At 69.5% G+C, this 14,859-nt stretch carries 15 protein-coding genes and 1 tRNA gene; 14 read left to right on the top strand and 2 right to left on the bottom strand.

The annotated features are described in order from the left end of the window. The first annotated feature begins 15 nt into the window (after nucleotides 1-15). The 8 genes from metG to ASC61_RS11865 all read left to right on the top strand — a co-directional run bounded on the left by metG (nucleotide 16) and on the right by ASC61_RS11865 (nucleotide 7,216). Nucleotides 16-1,596: a methionine--tRNA ligase gene (gene metG / locus ASC61_RS11830; RefSeq protein WP_082530629.1), complete on the top strand. Its 1,581-nt coding sequence runs from the start codon at nucleotides 16-18 to the stop codon at nucleotides 1,594-1,596. Next, the gene (locus ASC61_RS11835; RefSeq protein WP_056212125.1) at nucleotides 1,593-2,462 is read left to right on the top strand and encodes a TatD family hydrolase; all 870 of its coding nucleotides are present in this window, start codon (nucleotides 1,593-1,595) and stop codon (nucleotides 2,460-2,462) included. The genes metG and ASC61_RS11835 overlap by 4 nt, the downstream gene beginning before the upstream one ends. Nucleotides 2,463-2,523: 61 nt before the next feature. Then, nucleotides 2,524-3,648 (top strand): resuscitation-promoting factor, encoded by a 1,125-nt coding sequence (locus ASC61_RS11840; protein ID WP_056212127.1) that lies wholly within the window; start codon nucleotides 2,524-2,526, stop codon nucleotides 3,646-3,648. Further along, the gene (gene rsmA, locus ASC61_RS11845; RefSeq protein ID WP_235503545.1) at nucleotides 3,618-4,499 is read left to right on the top strand and encodes a 16S rRNA (adenine(1518)-N(6)/adenine(1519)-N(6))-dimethyltransferase RsmA; all 882 of its coding nucleotides are present in this window, start codon (nucleotides 3,618-3,620) and stop codon (nucleotides 4,497-4,499) included. Before ASC61_RS11840 ends, rsmA begins: the two co-directional genes overlap by 31 nt. 69 nt (nucleotides 4,500-4,568) lie before the next feature. Beyond that, complete coding sequence (locus ASC61_RS11850) at nucleotides 4,569-5,390, top strand: MurR/RpiR family transcriptional regulator (RefSeq protein ID WP_056212129.1); 822 nt, start codon at nucleotides 4,569-4,571, stop codon at nucleotides 5,388-5,390. Next, on the top strand, nucleotides 5,390-5,860 hold the full coding sequence (locus tag ASC61_RS11855) for a nucleoside deaminase (RefSeq protein WP_056212131.1): 471 nt from the start codon (nucleotides 5,390-5,392) through the stop codon (nucleotides 5,858-5,860). Before ASC61_RS11850 ends, ASC61_RS11855 begins: the two co-directional genes overlap by 1 nt. A gap of 85 nt (nucleotides 5,861-5,945) precedes the next feature. Next, a complete protein-coding gene (locus ASC61_RS11860) occupies nucleotides 5,946-6,242 on the top strand; it encodes an antibiotic biosynthesis monooxygenase family protein (RefSeq protein WP_056212133.1) in 297 nt (98 codons plus the stop codon). Between the two features lie 53 nt (nucleotides 6,243-6,295). Then, nucleotides 6,296-7,216: a 4-(cytidine 5'-diphospho)-2-C-methyl-D-erythritol kinase gene (locus ASC61_RS11865; RefSeq protein WP_056212135.1), complete on the top strand. Its 921-nt coding sequence runs from the start codon at nucleotides 6,296-6,298 to the stop codon at nucleotides 7,214-7,216. Between the two features lie 73 nt (nucleotides 7,217-7,289). Here the strand turns inward: ASC61_RS11865 and ASC61_RS11870 are convergent, their stop codons facing one another. After that, nucleotides 7,290-9,074, bottom strand: a complete 1,785-nt coding sequence (locus ASC61_RS11870; protein ID WP_056212137.1) for an ABC-F family ATP-binding cassette domain-containing protein — start codon at nucleotides 9,072-9,074, stop codon at nucleotides 7,290-7,292. Nucleotides 9,075-9,220: 146 nt separating this feature from the next. Between ASC61_RS11870 and ASC61_RS11875 the strand changes: the two genes are divergently transcribed. Further along, the gene (locus tag ASC61_RS11875; RefSeq protein WP_157439472.1) at nucleotides 9,221-9,484 is read left to right on the top strand and encodes a DUF4242 domain-containing protein; all 264 of its coding nucleotides are present in this window, start codon (nucleotides 9,221-9,223) and stop codon (nucleotides 9,482-9,484) included. Between the two features lie 14 nt (nucleotides 9,485-9,498). Here the strand turns inward: ASC61_RS11875 and ASC61_RS11880 are convergent, their stop codons facing one another. After that, nucleotides 9,499-9,933, bottom strand: a complete 435-nt coding sequence (locus ASC61_RS11880; protein WP_327019500.1) for a MarR family winged helix-turn-helix transcriptional regulator — start codon at nucleotides 9,931-9,933, stop codon at nucleotides 9,499-9,501. A gap of 119 nt (nucleotides 9,934-10,052) precedes the next feature. Between ASC61_RS11880 and ASC61_RS11885 the strand changes: the two genes are divergently transcribed. The 5 genes from ASC61_RS11885 to ASC61_RS11905 all read left to right on the top strand — a co-directional run bounded on the left by ASC61_RS11885 (nucleotide 10,053) and on the right by ASC61_RS11905 (nucleotide 14,806). Then, nucleotides 10,053-11,393 (top strand): amidase family protein, encoded by a 1,341-nt coding sequence (locus ASC61_RS11885; RefSeq protein ID WP_157439473.1) that lies wholly within the window; start codon nucleotides 10,053-10,055, stop codon nucleotides 11,391-11,393. Between the two features lie 47 nt (nucleotides 11,394-11,440). Continuing rightward, nucleotides 11,441-12,211, top strand: coding sequence for a methyltransferase domain-containing protein (locus tag ASC61_RS11890; RefSeq protein ID WP_056215620.1), 771 nt, complete (start codon nucleotides 11,441-11,443; stop codon nucleotides 12,209-12,211). Nucleotides 12,212-12,264: 53 nt separating this feature from the next. Continuing rightward, a tRNA-Gln gene (locus tag ASC61_RS11895) sits at nucleotides 12,265-12,346 on the top strand. Between the two features lie 26 nt (nucleotides 12,347-12,372). Next, on the top strand, nucleotides 12,373-13,836 hold the full coding sequence (gene glmU, locus ASC61_RS11900) for a bifunctional UDP-N-acetylglucosamine diphosphorylase/glucosamine-1-phosphate N-acetyltransferase GlmU (RefSeq protein WP_268750613.1): 1,464 nt from the start codon (nucleotides 12,373-12,375) through the stop codon (nucleotides 13,834-13,836). A 1-nt stretch (nucleotide 13,837) separates the two neighbouring features. Continuing rightward, the gene (locus ASC61_RS11905) at nucleotides 13,838-14,806 is read left to right on the top strand and encodes a ribose-phosphate diphosphokinase (RefSeq protein ID WP_268750630.1); all 969 of its coding nucleotides are present in this window, start codon (nucleotides 13,838-13,840) and stop codon (nucleotides 14,804-14,806) included. The last annotated feature ends 53 nt before the right edge of the window (nucleotides 14,807-14,859 follow it).

The following is a 14,859-nucleotide window of genomic DNA, read 5'->3' on the forward strand; positions in this document are numbered from 1 at the left end:
CCTAGGATTGAGGGCGTGTCAGATTCCACGTTCTACGTCACCACGCCGATCTACTACGTCAACGACGCGCCCCACATCGGGCACGGCTACACGACGGTCATGGGTGACATCATCACGCGCTGGCACCGGCAGCGCGGCGAGAGCGTCTGGTACCTGACCGGCACCGACGAGCACGGCCAGAAGGTCCTCCGCAAGGCCGACCAGAACGGCGTGTCCCCACAGGAGTGGGTCGACAAGCTCGTCGAGGAGGAGTGGAAGCCGCTCCTCGAGACGATCGACATCGCCAACGACGACTACATCCGTACGACCGAGCAGCGCCACCTCGACGGCGCCAAGGCGTTCTGGCAGGCGCTGTACGAGCGCGACGCGGTCTACAAGGGGTCGTTCAGCGGCTACTACAGCGTCGGCGCCGAGGAGTTCGTCGGCGACGACGACGTGGCCGACGGCGAGGGCGACGACGAGGGCTTCAAGGTCTCCAAGCTCGACGGCAGCCGGGTCGAGCACATGACCGAGGAGAACTACTTCTTCCGCCTCAGCGACTACCAGCAGAAGCTGCTCGACTTCTACGACGCCAACCCCGACTTCATCCAGCCGGAGTCGGTGCGCAACGAGCTCATCTCGTTCGTCTCGCGCGGCCTGCGCGACCTGTCGATCTCGCGGTCGACGTTCGACTGGGGCATCCAGGTGCCGTGGGACGACAAGCACGTCATGTACGTCTGGATCGAGGCGCTGCTCAATTATGTGACGGCCGCGGGCTACGGCGTCGACGACGAACGCTTCAAGGAGCTGTGGCCGGCCAACATCCACATTGTCGGCAAGGACATCGCGCGGTTCCACGCCGTGATCTGGCCGGCGATGCTGATGGCCGCCGGGCAGCCCGTGCCGCACCAGGTGTTCGCGCACGGCTGGATCCTCGTCGGTGGGCAGAAGATGTCCAAGTCCAAGGCCAACGGGATCCGTCCCGACGAGATCGTCGACACGTTCGGCTCCGACGCCTACCGCTACTACTTCGCGCGCGCCCTGACGTTCGGCAGCGACGGGTCGATCTCGTGGGAGGACATGCACGCCCGCTACCACGCGGAGCTCGCCAACGGCTTCGGCAACCTCGCCTCGCGGGTCGCGGCGATGATCGGCAAGTACTTCGGCGGCGTGCTGCCGGCGGCCGGCGAGACGACCGCCGCTGAGCAGAAGGTCATCGACCTCGTCGCCGAGACCGTCGCGGAGGCGGACGCGGCGATCGAGGCCGTGGCGCCGCAGGATGCGCTGTCGGCCGTCTGGCGGATCGTCGACGAGCTCAACGGCTACCTCACCGAGCAGGCGCCGTGGCAGGTCGCCAAGGACGAGTCGGCCGGCGACCGGCTCGCGACGATCCTGGCGACGGCGGCAGAGGGGCTCCGGGTCCTCGCGGTCCTGCTCAACCCCGTGATGCCCAAGGCATCCGCGGTGCTGTGGGGCTCGCTCGGCGCGGAGCCGACGCTCGGCGCCCTCGCCGACCAGCGCATCGACGCGGTCGCCGCGTGGAGCCAGCTGCCCGCGGGAGCGACGATCACCAAGCCGGCATCGCTGTTCCCCCGCATCGAGGCCGCGGCCGAGTGACGCTCACCGAGGGCTGGCCGGAGGCGCCGGAGCCGCTGCCGTCCCCGGTCGTCGACAACCACTGTCACCTCGACCACCGGGCGTACGCCAAGGGCGTCGAGGGCGGGCTGCTGATCCCGGTCGACGAGGCGCTCGACCGGGCGGCGGCCGTCGGGGTGACCCGCATCGTCCAGGTCGGCTGCGACCTCGAGGGCTCCCGGTGGGCGGTCCAGACTGCCGCGGCGTACGACTCGGTGGTCGCAGCTGTCGCGCTGCACCCCAACGAGGCGCCCAAGCACGCCGAGCAGGGCGACCTCGACGACGCGCTCGCGGAGATCAACGCGCTGGCCCAGTCGCCGCACGTGCGGGCCGTCGGGGAGACCGGCCTCGACTACTTCCGGACCGGTGAGGGCGGCCGCGAGGCGCAGCACGTGTCGTTCCGCGAGCACATCCGCATGGCCAAGCGGCACGACAAGACCCTCGTGATCCACGACCGCGACGCGCACGACGACGTGCTCGCGGTGCTCGACGACGAGGGCGCCCCGGAACGTACCGTGATGCACTGCTTCTCCGGCGATGCGGCGTTCGCGCGGGAGTGCCTCGACCGCGGCGCCTACCTGTCGTTCGCCGGGACCGTGACCTTCAAGAACGCTGAGAACCTGCGCGAAGCGCTTCGTATCACGCCCGAGGACCGTATCCTTGTCGAGACCGATGCGCCCTTCCTCACACCGACACCGCATCGCGGAAGCCCGAACGCGTCGTTCCTGATTCCGCTCACGGTTCGGTTCATGGCTGGAATCGCAGGCAAAACGGTCGAGGAAATGTGTCGGAGCATCGATGCGAACACGGTTTCTGCATTCGGTGGTGACTGGCCTCACAGAATTTGACCCAGGAAGGGGCATCCGTATGGTTGAAAGTCGGCCCCGTCACCGACTGTCAAGGAATTCTGTGCAGCCAGACTCAACCGCCCGACGCACGTCCACTCCCGGAAAGCGTCGTCATCGCAAGTCTTTCCCCCTCATCGCCCTCAACCTCGCGATCGTCCTCGTCGTCGCGGGAGGCACCGCAGCCTATGGCGCTCTGAGCCACACGGTCACCCTGACCGTCGACGGCCGGAGCGACAAGATCCGCACGTTCAGCGACAACGTCGGTGACGTCCTCAAGTCCAAGAACATCACGCTTCGGCCCGCCGACCGGCTGAGCAAGCCGCCCTCGGACTCGCTCTCCGACGGCGACACGATCACCGTCTCGTACGCCAAGCCGGTCACCCTCGCGGTCGACGGCACGGTCACCGAGCACACGGTCTACGACCGCACGGTGGGCGACGCGTTCGACACCCTCGGCGTCGACCCGAAGTCCGGCTCCTACCTCTCGGCCAAGACCTCGAGCGTCATCCCCCGCAAGGGCGCGCAGATCGTCGTGAGCCGCACCAAGTCGCTCACGGTCATCGCCGACCACAAGAAGAAGACGATCACCTCGAACGCGCCGACGGTCGCCGCGGTGCTCAAGAAGGTCGACGTCAGCCTGGACTCCGACGACGAGGTCAAGCCCGGCAGGGACGCGTTCGTCAAGCCCGATGCGCGGCTTCGTGTCGTGCGCATCAAGAAGGTCACCAAGACCGAGACGGTGCCGGTCAACTTCAAGACCACCGTCCGCGAGGACCCCGAGTCCTCGGTCGGCGACACCAACGTCGTCCAGCCCGGCAAGAAGGGCAAGGCCCGCGAGCGGGTCACGCTGATCTATGCCGACGGCAAGCTGCGTGAGCGCATCGTCCTGGTCTCGCGGTCGCTGGCGGAGCCGCGGCCCCAGATCGTCGAGAAGGGCACCAGCACGACCCCGTCCGACAGCGTCTGGGACAAGATCGCCCAGTGCGAGTCGGGCGGCAACTGGTCGATCAACACCGGCAACGGCTACTACGGCGGACTGCAGTTCAGCGCCGCGACGTGGCACAGCGTCGGTGGCACGGGTCTGCCGAGCGACCACAGCCGCGAGGAGCAGATCAAGCGCGCCAAGATCCTCCAGGCCCGGTCCGGCTGGGGCCAGTGGGGCTGTGCCGGGGCGAGGTTCAACTGACGACACCTCGGCTGCTCGGGCCCGCTGACGTCCGACGCCTGGCCGAGCTCTGCGGCATCCGCCCGACCAAGCAACGCGGGCAGAACTTCGTCATCGACGCCAACACCGTGCGGCGCGTCGTGCGCACGTCCGGGGTCGGCGTCGATGACGTCGTCGTCGAGATCGGTCCTGGCCTCGGGTCGCTGACGCTCGGGCTGCTCGAGGTGGCCGCGCACGTCACGGCCGTCGAGCTCGACGAGGTGCTGGCGGCGCAGCTGCCCTCGACGATCGCCGAGTACGCCCCCGACCAGGCGGCGCACTTCGACCTCGTCACGGCCGACGCGATGCAGGTCACCGAGCTGCCCGGGCCGACGCCCACGGCGCTCGTGGCCAACCTGCCCTACAACGTGTCGGTGCCGGTGCTGCTGACGTTCTTCGAGCGGTTCCCGACGATCGCGACCGGCCTCGTCATGGTGCAGGCCGAGGTCGCGCACCGCCTCGCGGCCGGGCCGGGCTCCAAGACGTACGGCGTGCCGAGCGTCAAGGCTGCCTGGTATGCCGAGCTGCGGCTCGCCGGCTCGATCGGGCGCAATGTGTTCTGGCCGATGCCCAACGTCGAGTCGGCGCTGGTCGCCTGGACCCGGCGCGAGCCGCCCGGCGACGAGGCGCAGCGACTGCGTACGTTCGCGGTCGTCGATGCCGCGTTCGCCCAGCGTCGCAAGACCATGCGCGCGGCGCTGTCGGAGCTCGCCGGGTCCGGCCCGGCTGCCGAGGAGGCCCTCGTCGCCGCCGGCATCTCGCCGCAGGCGCGTGGTGAGCAGCTCGGGGTCGAGGAGTTCTTCCGCCTCGGCCAGTTCCTCACCCCTGCGTGAGCGGTGAGTTAACGCCGGTGAAATCACGGTGCCAGCCACCTTCACATCTGTGCACTACCGTTTCGTGATGTGAGGATTGACGAGCGCATCGCCGAGAAGTATGCCGACCTGTCGCCGCAGGAGCGGCGGGCCGCAGACGTGTTGCTCGTCCACCTCGACGACCTCGCAATCTATCGCGCCGCCGAGCTGGCCGAGCTGGCAGGCGTCTCCAAGGCCACGATGAGCCGGTTGTTCCGGCACCTGGGCTTCGACGACTTCACCGAGGTGCGCGATCACCTGCGTACGCTCCGCAGCCACGGCGTCCCGGTCAGCCTCGAAGGGGCCCCCAGCCTGGCGGCGCACCTCGAGCAGGAGACCGGCAACCTGCAGAAGGCGTTGGCGGGATTGGAGGACGGCGGGCTCGAGACGGCCGCGAAGCTGATCCATAACGCCCAACGCGTCGTGGTGCTCGGCCTCCGGTCGGGCTATCCCGTCGCGCTGCACCTGCGCCAGTCGCTGGGTCAGGCCCGGTTCGGTGTCACGCTCGCTCCGCAGCCGGGGCAAGCGCTGTCCGACGAGCTGATCGGCCTGGGCCCCAAGGACGCGGCGGTCGTGGTCTCGTTCCGGCGCCGCCCCGACAACGTCGACGGGCTGCTGGAGATCCTGCAGAAGGCCGGCGCGCCCACGATCCTGCTCGCCGATCCGTCAGCCCGTACGCTTGCCGCCCGCGCCGACGTGTGGCTGGAGTGTCCGTTGGCGACCGACCTCGCGTTCGACAGCTACGCCGTCGCCATGAGCGTCGCCGCGGTGCTGGCCGACCGGGTCCTGGATCTGGCCGGGAAGGCCGGCGTGCAGCGGACCACGATGATCGACGCGTCATACCGGTCGTTGCGCGAGATTGAAAACCGCTGATGACGACCGACGAAGCCTGGCTCGCCCGCGCCATCCAGCTCGCCGTGGACAAGGTCGCCGAGGGCGGTGGGCCGTTCGGAGCCCTCGTGGTGAAGGACGGCGAGATCGTCGCCACCGGCCAGAACCGGGTGACCCGCGACCTCGATCCGACTGCCCACGCCGAGGTGCAGGCGATCCGCAGTGCCTGCCGCGCCACGGGCGACTTCTCCCTGGCCGGCATGACGCTCTACACCTCGTGCGAGCCGTGCCCGCTGTGCGTGTCCGCGTCGCTGTGGGCGCGGCTGGACCGGGTGGTCTACGCCGCCGACCGTGACGATGCCGCTCGGGGCGGGTTCGACGACCGTGAGTTCTACGAGCTGTTCGGCAGGGATCGGGCGACCTGGCCGACCCTGATCGAGGAGAAGCGGCCGGACGACGCGCCGGCGCCGTTCGAGGCGTGGCTCGCCAACAGCAGCCGCACGGCGTACTGACTCAGCATGGCCTGATCGGGCCATGGCGGTGTGCCCGTTCCCGTCCTAGCGTGCCCTCTAAGGCACGTCTGCAAAGGAGCAGGTCATGGCATTCATCCAGATCATCGAAGGACGCACGAGCCACTACGACGAGATGAAGGCGCTCACCGAGGAGTTCGAGGCGCAGGACCTCGGCGGGCACACTCTTCGCCGCTCGATCAGGACCCGTGACCGTGACGACCCCAGCCGGTTCATGGTCATCGTCTTCTTCGACTCGTACGAGTCGGCGATGGCGAACTCGAACCTCCCGGAGACCAACGAGTTCTCGCAGAAGATGATGTCGCTCGTCGACGGGCCGCCGACGTTCCACAACCTCGACGTCGTCGAGGACAAGACGTTCTAGGCGAGTTCGCCCCGCCGCCGGGTGCCGACCCGATGGGCCACTAGGTTGGGCGGGTGAGCACCGCCACCGTCCGCGTCCCCGCCAAGATCAACCTGTGTCTCGGGGTCGGCCCGGTCCGTGAGGACGGCTATCACCCGTTGGCCACGGTCTACCAGGCCGTCGACCTGCACGACGAGGTCCGGGCGACGTCGCGCGACGACGACGCGATCACCGTCGCGGTGCACAGCGAGCTCGATGTGCGGTCCGAGTCGGTGCTGGTGCCGGAGGACGACGACAACCTCGCGGTCAAGGCCGCCCGACTGCTGCGCGAGACGACGGGCATCACGGCCGGCGTCGACCTGGCGATCCGCAAGGTCATCCCGGTCGCCGGCGGCATGGCCGGCGGCTCGGCCGATGCGGCCGCTGCCCTCGTCGCCTGCAACGACGTGTGGGCGACGGGACTGTCGCGCGCCGAGCTCGAGGAGATCGCCGCACAGCTCGGCAGCGACGTCCCGTTCCTGCTGCACGGCGGCAACGCGGTCGGCGGAGGGCGCGGCGAGACCATCAGCCCCGTGCTGGCGCGGGGGTCGTACCACTGGGTGTTCGCCATGGCGCACGAAGGACTGTCGACCAAGGCGGTCTACGCCGAGTTCGACCGGCTCAACGACGGGTCACGCGTACCGGATCCCGTGGTGCCGGACGCGCTGCTCGCCGCGCTGCGTGCCGGCGATGCCGAGGCGCTCGGCGATGCGCTCTCGAACGACCTGACCGAGGCGGCGCTGTCGTTGCGGCCGGAGCTGCAGGACACCCTCGAGATCGGCATCGAGGCCGGCGCGCTCGGCGCGATCCTGTCGGGCTCGGGCCCCACCGCGCTGTTCCTCGCCTCCGACGAGCAGCACAGCCTCGACATCGCGTTCGCCCTCAGCAGCGCCGCCGGGTGCGCCGACGTCGTCCAGTCCCGTGGCCCCGTCCCCGGAGCCCGCAGCACGAGCTGACCTCCCCAAGTTTTGGGACGGAACTCGGCACATCTTCTCGTCCCGTGACGAGTTGAGTCACAAAGCTGGGCGGTCAGCCTTCGACGAGCTCGGTCAGCTCGAGCCAGCGGTGCTCGTGCTCGGCGACCTGCTGCTCGAGCTCGGCGACGGCCTTGACCAGCCCGGCGAGGCCTGCGGCGTCGGTGGGATCGTGCTGCGCCATCTCGACGTGCAACGCGTCGATGCGGGCCGACAGCTTCTCCATCTTGCGGTCGATCGAGCCGATCTCCTTCTTGGTGTTGCGGAGCTCGGCGCTCGACAGCTTGGGCGTGCTCGCCGTGTGCCCGGCCGTCGACGGGTTCGACGCGGCGGGGGAGTCCTGCTCCTTGCGGAGGCGGAGGTACTGGTCGACGCCTCCGGGCAGGTGCCGGAAATGGCCGTCGAGGATCGCGTACTGCTGATCGGTGATGCGCTCCAGCAGGTAGCGGTCGTGCGAGACGACCAGCAGCGTGCCCGGCCAGGAGTCGAGCAGGTCCTCCATCGCCGCGAGCATGTCGGTGTCGAGGTCGTTGGTCGGCTCGTCGAGCACGAGGACGTTGGGCTCGTCGAGCAGGATCAGCAGCAGCTGGAGGCGTCGCTTCTGCCCGCCCGACAGGTCACGCACGGGCGTGGCCATCTGCTCGTTGGAGAAGCCGAGTCGTTCGAGCAGCTGCGACGGCGTCATCTCCTTGCCGCCCGACACGTACGCGGTGCGCTGCCGTCCCACGACGTCGCTGACCCGGTCGGCGCCGACGTCCTTGAGCTCGTCGAGCTCCTGCGTCAGCGTGACGACCTTGACGGTCTTGCCGCGCTTGACCCGCCCCGACGTCGGCTGCACGGCACCCGTGACGAGGCCCAGCAGCGTCGACTTGCCGGCCCCGTTGGCGCCGAGGATGCCCGTACGCTCTCCGGGTCCCACCCGCCACTCGACGTGCTTGAGCACCTCGTGGTCGTACGACACCGACACGTCGAGGATGTCGACGACGTCCTTGCCGAGCCGCGAGGTCGCCATCTGCTTGAGCACGATGGGATCCCGCGGCGGCGGCTCGTTGGCGATCAGCTCGTTGGCGGCGTCGATGCGGAACTTCGGCTTCGACGTACGCGCAGGGGCCCCGCGACGCAGCCACGCCAGCTCCTTGCGCATCAGGTTTTGTCGCTTGGACTCGGTCGCCGAGGCGTGCCGGTCGCGCTCGACCCGCTGCAGGATGTAGGCCGCGTAGCCGCCCTCGAACGGCTCGACGATGCCGTCGTGCACCTCCCAGGTCGCGTTGCACACCTCGTCGAGGAACCACCGGTCGTGCGTCACGACGAGCAGTCCGCCGGCGTTCGACGACCAGCGCGTCTTGAGGTGGCTCGCCAACCAGGTGATGCCCTCGACGTCGAGGTGGTTGGTCGGCTCGTCGAGGAACAGCACGTCGTCGTCCCCGACCAGCAGCGCGGCGAGCGCCACGCGTCGTCGCTGACCACCGCTGAGGTTGCCGACCGTCGCGTCCCACGGGATGTCCGAGACCAGTCCGGCGATGACATCGCGGATCTTGGCGTCGCCGGCCCATTCGTAGTCGGGCTTGTCCCCGACGATCGCGTGGCCGACGGTCTGGGTCTGGTCGAGCGTGTCGGTCTGGTCGAGCATGCCGATGTGCACGCCGCCGCGCGTCGTCACGCGGCCCGAGTCGGGCTCCATGCGGCCGGCGAGGATGCGCAGGAGCGTCGACTTGCCGTCGCCGTTGCGACCGACGATGCCGATCCGGTCGCCCTCGTCGATGCCGATCGTCACGGACTCGAAGACGGTCTTGGTCGGGAAGTCGAGCGCGATGGACTCGACGCCGAGGAGATGTGCCACCGAAGAAGTCTAGGCGTCGCAGCGCGGTCGCCCGACCACGCTCGCCCCGTTGGACACGCGTACGAGCTGGTTCTTCCGGGCCATGTCCCTCGGCCCGGTCGCGGGAGCACGATGGTGGGTGACTCATTCACCGAAGGAGATTTTCGATGGCACTGTTCATGGATGTCCACAACAAGGTCGAAGGACTCACCGCTGACGCCGTCGCCGGAGCGCACGCCAAGGACCTCGAGGTCCAAGGCCAGTACGGCGTCGACTACAAGCAGTACTGGTTCGACGAGGACTCCGGCAAGGTGTTCTGCCTCGTCGACGCGCCTGACGCCGAGTCAGCAGCGCGCGTGCATCGCGAGGCGCACGGCTTGCTCGCCGATCAGCTGATCCCGGTCCAGGAAGGCGTCATCCCGGGCCACTGACTCTCAGGGCGCGCTCAGCGGTCGAAGGGTAGCGAGAGCGTACGCAGGGCACCGGCCAGCGCGGTGGCCTCGTCGGCCGACAGGCCCGCGAGGAGCTGCTGCTCGTGCCCGAGCAGCGCGTCGAGCGCTCCGTCGACGGCGTTCTTGCCGGCCGGAGTGAGCCTGACCTGGACGCCCCGGCGGTCGGCCGGGTCCGGGAGCCGCTCGACGAGGCCCTTGCCCACGAGCCGGTCGACGCGGTTCGTCATGGTGCCGCTCGTCACGAGCGTCTCGTGGACGAGCTGTCCCGGCGAGAGCTGATAGGGGCGGCCGGCGCGGCGCAGGGCCGAGAGCACGTCGAACTCCGACGGCTCGAGGCCGTGATCGGCGAACGCCTGCTTGCGGGCGCGGTCGAGGTGGAGCGCGAGCCGGGTGACCCGGCTGAGCACGTGCATGGGGGAGACGTCCATGTCGGGACGCTCCCGCTGCCACGCTGCGATCAACCGATCGACGTCGTCTTCCACACGACCATCCTAGTTCGTCAAGATTCTTGATGTAGAGATTGTTGATCGTGACTACGCTCATCGACATGACCCCCGCCGAGGCTGTGGCTGCCGGACCGACACGACAGGGCGAGCTCCTCGCTGGGGGCGAGATGACCTCGCGGCAGCTCACCCAGGCGACCCTCGACGCGATCGACCGCGAGAACCCGGCGATCAACGCCGCCGTCGCGGTGTACGCCGACGAGGCCCTCGCCGCGGCCGACGAGGCCGACCGCCGCCGGGCTGCCGGGGAGAGCGGGCCCCTGCTGGGCGTCCCGATCGCGGTCAAGGACGATCTCGACATCGGAGGCGCGGTCACCGGCAAGGGCAGCAAGGCGATGCGGATGCCGGCTGGCCGGGACGCGGAGCTCGTCGCAGCGATGAAGGCGGCCGGCATGGTCGTCGTCGCCAAGTCGGCGCTGCCCGAGCTCGCGATCTTCGGGTTCACCGAGTCCGCCGCCCAGGGCATCACGCGCAACCCGCTCAACCTCGCTCACACGTCGGGCGGCTCGTCGGGCGGCTCGGCCGCGCTGGTCGCCGCTGGTGCCGTCGGCATCGCGACCGCCTCGGACGGTGCCGGGTCGATCCGCATCCCGGCCGCGTGCTGCGGGCTCGTCGGGTTCAAGCCGACCCAGGGCACGATGCCCAGCTCGGGCGGCTGGCACGACCTGTCGACGCAGGGCTGCCTGGCTGCCAGGGTCGCGGACAGCGCACTGTTCCTCGACGCGTTCGGCACGTTCGACACCTCGCTCGTCGCCGCCGCGGCCGCCGATCCGGCGCCCCTGCGCATCGGCGTGTCGTTCAGCGCGGCCGCGGCGACCAAGGCGCAGCCCTTGGCCCCCCGCGTACGCGCGGCGGTCGAGCGTACGGCTGAGCAGCTCCGCGCGGCCGGTCACGCCGTGACCGAGGTCAAGATTCCCTACCCGCTCGGCGCCAAGGCGCTCACGGTCCGCTACCTCGCCGGCATCCGCGACGGAGCCGACGGCAGCGACGACCCGGGCCGCCTCGAGAGGCGTACGAAAGGCATCGCGCGCCTGGGCCGGCCGTTCGGCCGCCGGTCGGTCGAGTGGGCCAAGCGGCAGGGACGCGCATGGGGCGACTCGGTGCACCGCGAGCTCGACGTGGACGTCCTGCTGACCCCGGTCATGTCCGGCCCCGCGGTCGAGGTCGAGCACTGGCGCGGCAAGGGCCCGCTCGCGACGGTGCTGTCGATGAATGCGTTCTATCCCTACACCGCGCAGTGGAATCACGCCGGTGTCCCGGCGGTCTCGATGCCCGCAGGCGTGACGGACGAGCGGCTGCCGCTCGCGGTCCAGCTCATCGGCACGCGGGGTGCCGACGCACAGCTGATGTCGCTGGCCGGCCAGCTGGAGCGACTGAACGCTTGACGTCAAGTATCTTGACATCAAGATATATGCGTCGTACGGTCGATCGCATGACGACCTGGGACCCCGACCGCTACCTGCAGTTCGCCGACGACCGCTCCCGGCCTTTCGTCGACCTGGTCGCCCGCGTGCAGGGCGAGCCCTCGAGCATCGTGGACCTCGGCTGCGGGCCGGGTCATCTCACCGCGGTGCTCCGAGCGCGCTGGCCCGAGGCGACGATCCACGGCGTCGACTCCTCGCCGGACATGATCGCCAAGGCCGACGCGGACAGCGACGACGAGCGGACGACGTACGAGCTGGCCGACGTCGTTGCGTGGACCAGCGCCGAGCCGGCCGACCTGATCGTGTCGAATGCGCTCTTCCAATGGGTGCCCGACCAGCTCCAGGTCATCCGGCGCCTCGCCGGCCTCGTCGCACCGGGCGGCACGTTCGCGCTCCAGGTGCCGTGCAACTACGACGCCCCCAGCCACCGGCTGCTGCACGAGATCTCGTCGCGGCCCCCGTACGGCGAGCACACCGAGGGCCTCCACGCCGACCGCGGGACGCACGCTGAGGCGTACCTTGACCTGTTCACCGGCCTGGGCTGGACCACCGACGCGTGGGAGACGACCTACCTGCATGTCCTGCAAGGCGCAGATCCGGTGTACGACTGGATCTCCGGCACCGGGGCGCGGCCGATCCTGCAGGCGTTGCCGGACGGCCTGCGCGAGGAATTCGTCGCCGACTACAAAGCCGCACTCCGTGAGGCCTACCCCGCCCAGCCGTGGGGCACGGTGCTGCCGTTCAGTCGTACGTTTGCCGTCGCCCGTCGCGCAGCCTGACTCCGGTAGCCTTGGGGCTGCTGCTGACACATTTCCGGGGCAACCCGGGACGATCCCCGGTTGGTCTGCCGGCAGGGCCCGCCGCACTTTGAATGCGGACAAGCGACGTAGGTTCGACTCCTACCCGGGGAGCCAGCAAGGTCCGTCGACGAAGGAGTCTGGTGAGCACGAGCCCCAATCAGGATCGGGTCACAGCGATCGTGCTGGCAGCAGGAGCGGGCACGCGGATGAAGTCCTCGCGCGCCAAGGTGCTGCACGAGATCGCCGGACGGACGATGCTCGAGCACGCACTGGTCGCCGTGGCCGGCGCCGGTGTGCACACGACAGTCGCCGTCGTCGGTCACGACCGTGAGCAGGTGTCCGAGGCCATCACGGCGTACGACCCGTCGATCGTCCAGGCGGTGCAGGAGCAGCAGAACGGCACGGGTCACGCGGTCCACGTCGCGCTCCAGTCGCTCGACAGCGCGCCCGAGGGCACGGTCATCGTGACCTATGCCGACGTGCCGCTGCTGTCGGCGCAGACGCTCGCCGAGCTGCTCGTCAGCCACCGCGCCGCCGGCCACACCGTCACGATCCTGACGGCAGAGGTCGACGACCCGACCGGCTACGGCCGCATCCTGCGCAGCCCCGACGGCGCGGTCACGGCGATCCGCGAGCACAAGGACGCCTCCGACGACGAGCGAGCCGTGCGCGAGATCAACAGCGGCATCCTCGTCGTCGACGGCGAGTTCCTCACCGCCGCCGTCGCGAGCCTCGAGACCGACAACGCGCAGGGCGAGCTCTACCTCACCGACATCGTCGGCAAGGCCGTCGCCGAGGGACGCCCGGTCGGCGCGCACGTCCTCGAGGACGTCTGGCAGACCGAAGGCGTCAACGACCGAGCGCAGCTCGCCCGGCTCGGCGCCGAGCTCAACCGCCGGATCACGGCGCACTGGATGGCCGAGGGCGTCACGATCGTCGACCCGGCCACGACGTGGATCGACTCGGCCGTCACGCTCGAGCCGGACGTCACGATCCTGCCCGGCACCCAGCTGCTGGGCGCCACCGCCGTGGCCCGGGGCGCCACGATCGGGCCCGACACGACGCTGCGCAACGTCGAGGTCGGCACCGGCGCGACGGTCGTACGTACGCACGGCTCTGACGCCGTGATCGGCGACGAGGCGACGGTCGGCCCGTACGCCTACCTGCGGCCCGGCGCCGAGCTCGGTGCGCGCGGCAAGATCGGCACGTTCGTCGAGGTCAAGAACTCGACGATCGGCGAGGGCGCCAAGGTGCCGCACCTGACCTACGTCGGTGACGCCGAGATCGGCGAGGGCGCCAACATCGGCGCGGGCACGATCTTCGCCAACTACGACGGCGTCGACAAGCACCGCTCCACGATCGGCAAGCACGCCAAGACGAGCTCCAACAACACGTTCGTCGCTCCCGTCACCGTCGGCGACGGTGCCTTCACCGGTGCCGGCTCGACGATCCGTGAGGACGTACCACCGGGGGCGCTGGCCGTCAGCGCTGGAGCACAGAGGAACATTGAAGGGTGGGTGGCCGACAAACGTCCGGACACCGCATCCGCCCGTGCCGCCCGCGCGGCGCAGGACCACGCGGCAGAGGAGACCTCCGGTGAGTAGCCTGTCCAAACGCACGCCCACCCGGAACATGCTGCTGTTCTCCGGACGCTCGCACCCGACGCTCGCGCAGGAGGTGGCCGACCTCCTCGAGATCGACCTCGTGCCGACGACGGCCTACGACTTCGCCAACGGCGAGATCTACGTACGCTTCGACGAGTCCGTGCGCGGCTGCGACGCCTTCGTGATCCAGAGCCACGCGGCGCCGATCAACGACGCGATCATGGAGCAGCTCATCATGATCGACGCGCTCAAGCGCGCGTCGGCCAAGCGCATCACGGTGATCCTCCCGTTCTACGGCTACGCCCGTCAGGACAAGAAGCACCTGGGCCGCGAGCCGATCTCGGCCCGCCTCATGGCCGACCTGTTCCTCTCCGCCGGCGCCGACCGGCTCATGACGGTCGACCTGCACACCGCGCAGATCCAGGGATTCTTCGACGGCCCGGTCGACCATCTCCTGGCGATGCCGATCCTGACCCGTCACGTCAAGAAGAAGTACGGCAAGAAGCCGCTCGCCGTCGTGTCACCCGACGCCGGCCGCATCAAGGTCGCCGAGTCGTGGGCCGCAGCGCTCGCCGGCGCCCCGCTGGCGTTCATCCACAAGACCCGCGACCCCCGCAAGCCCAACGAGTCCAAGGCCAACCGCGTCGTCGGTGACGTCGAGGGCCGGGTCTGCATCCTGGTCGACGACCTCATCGACACAGGCGGCACGATCGTCCAGGCCGCCGAGGCACTCATGGCCGACGGCGCCGAGGACGTCGTGATCGTCGCGACGCACGCGGTGTTCTCCGGGCCCGCGGTCGACCGGCTCAAGAACTCGACGGCGTGCGAGGTCATCGTGACCAACACGCTGCCGATCGCCGAGGACCAGCGCTTCGACAAGCTCACGGTGCTGTCGATCGCCCCGCTGCTGGCCCAGGCCACCGCAGCCGTCTTCGAAGAAGGATCCGTCACCTCGCTGTTCAAGAGCTGATCGAGGCCCGAGCGCGCTCAGCGCGCGACCGGTCGAGCTGCACCTCGACCACC

It is taken from the genome of Aeromicrobium sp. Root344, assembly GCF_001425755.1.
GTDB lineage: Bacteria > Actinomycetota > Actinomycetes > Propionibacteriales > Nocardioidaceae > Aeromicrobium.

Coding starts and splice junctions, on each gene's coding strand:
- ASC61_RS11885 (WP_157439473.1), top strand. CDS start 10,053: ATGACCCCCGCCGAGGCTGTGGCTGCCGGACCGACACGACAGGGCGAG.
- ASC61_RS11855 (WP_056212131.1), top strand. CDS start 5,390: ATGACGACCGACGAAGCCTGGCTCGCCCGCGCCATCCAGCTCGCCGTG.
- ASC61_RS11880 (WP_327019500.1), bottom strand. CDS start 9,933: ATGGACGTCTCCCCCATGCACGTGCTCAGCCGGGTCACCCGGCTCGCG.
- ASC61_RS11875 (WP_157439472.1), top strand. CDS start 9,221: ATGGCACTGTTCATGGATGTCCACAACAAGGTCGAAGGACTCACCGCT.
- ASC61_RS11860 (WP_056212133.1), top strand. CDS start 5,946: ATGGCATTCATCCAGATCATCGAAGGACGCACGAGCCACTACGACGAG.
- ASC61_RS11890 (WP_056215620.1), top strand. CDS start 11,441: ATGACGACCTGGGACCCCGACCGCTACCTGCAGTTCGCCGACGACCGC.